The organism is Microvirga sp. P4_G7 (assembly GCF_056401005.1).
Map to the genome: position 1 here is coordinate 1 of NZ_JBFUKD010000882.1, position 1,276 is coordinate 1,276.

Genomic DNA, 1,276 nt, shown 5'->3' on the forward strand with positions numbered 1-1,276 from the left:
GGCTTGATCAGATCAGCAGGCTTGGTCACATCAACAGGCTTGGTCACATCAACAGGCTTGGTCACATCGATCCTTGGAACTCTCAGCGCCACAGAATAGCCCGCGTGACCGCAGACCGGAACGACGGATGTCGACGGGGTGGGAATGCATTCTTTGTGACAGCCGAAGCGCGAGGGCGGTCAAATTTGGAAGGTGATGCAGTCGTCGCGATGGGTGAAGATGGCTCCGGCGGTAGGATTCGAACCTACGACCAACGGATTAACAGTCCGCTGCGCTACCGCTGCGCCACGCCGGAATATCTCCACATTGCGGAGGCGGGGAAGACCCCGGATCCGCTCCTCGAAGTGCCCGGTTTACCGGAGCAGCCCGTCGAGTTGCTGAGGTCCGGAGGCATATATCAGGGCCCAGGCGGTTGCAAGCCCCTTTCCTGTGAGAGATGTTCATCCTCGGCTGTTGCTCTTTAGTGCCGCGCTCTGCTATGGAGCACCCGCCGCATTGGCGGCTCCCCAGGATGGCCTCGTGGCGGAGTGGTTACGCAGAGGACTGCAAATCCTTGTACGGGGGTTCGATTCCCTCCGAGGCCTCCAATCTTTCTAMGCGTGAGGCATCCATGCTCGATTTCGCGCAAGCGCGCCGCACGATGGTCGACAGCCAGTTGCGGACCTTCGATGTCAACGACATCCCGCTTCTCGATGTCATGGATGACGTTCCACGCGAATTGTTCGTTCTGCCCGGCCGCGAATCCCTGGCCTATATCGACCAGAGCGTCCTCGTCGGTGACGGCGCGGAGCCCCGGTTCATGCTGGCTCCGATGATTCTCGCGCGGATGATCCAAACGCTCGAGATCGAATCGGGCGACAAGGCTCTCGATGTGGCCTGCGGCCGTGGCTATTCCTCTGCGATCATGGCCAAGCTTGGCGCGACGGTTGTCGGGCTCGAAGGGTCGGACTCGCTTGCGACCGCCGCGGCGCGGTGCGTGGCGGATGCGGGCATTTCGGGCGTATCGGTCAAAGCCGGTCCACTCGAGAACGGCTATTCCGAGGGCGCGCCCTACGATGTCATCCTGATCAACGGCGCTGTCGGCGTGCGTCCTGAGCAATTGCTTCAGCAATTGGCTGAGGGCGGGCGTCTCGTCTGCGTCGAAGGGCAGGGGGGATCTGCACAGGCGACCCTGTACGTTCGGTCCGGCGACGCGTTCGGATCGCGGCGATTGTTCAACGCCGCAGCACCTGTTTTGTCGGCATTTGCGCCCAAACCGGTCTTCGTTTTCAATGAT

1 protein-coding gene and 2 tRNA genes are annotated in these 1,276 nt (G+C 61.3%); 2 read left to right on the forward strand and 1 reads right to left on the reverse strand.

Annotated elements, in window-relative coordinates; genetic code table 11:
• Positions 1–220 precede the first annotated feature (220 nt).
• A tRNA-Asn gene (locus AC1DT3_RS21605) sits at positions 221–295 on the reverse strand.
• Positions 296–513: 218 nt separating this feature from the next.
• Between AC1DT3_RS21605 and AC1DT3_RS21610 the strand changes: the two genes are divergently transcribed.
• Positions 514–587 (forward strand) — tRNA-Cys (locus AC1DT3_RS21610).
• 23 nt (positions 588–610) lie between these two features.
• Positions 611–1,276 (forward strand): protein-L-isoaspartate O-methyltransferase family protein (locus AC1DT3_RS21615; RefSeq protein WP_477467235.1); only part of this gene is annotated, 666 nt, incomplete at its 3' end.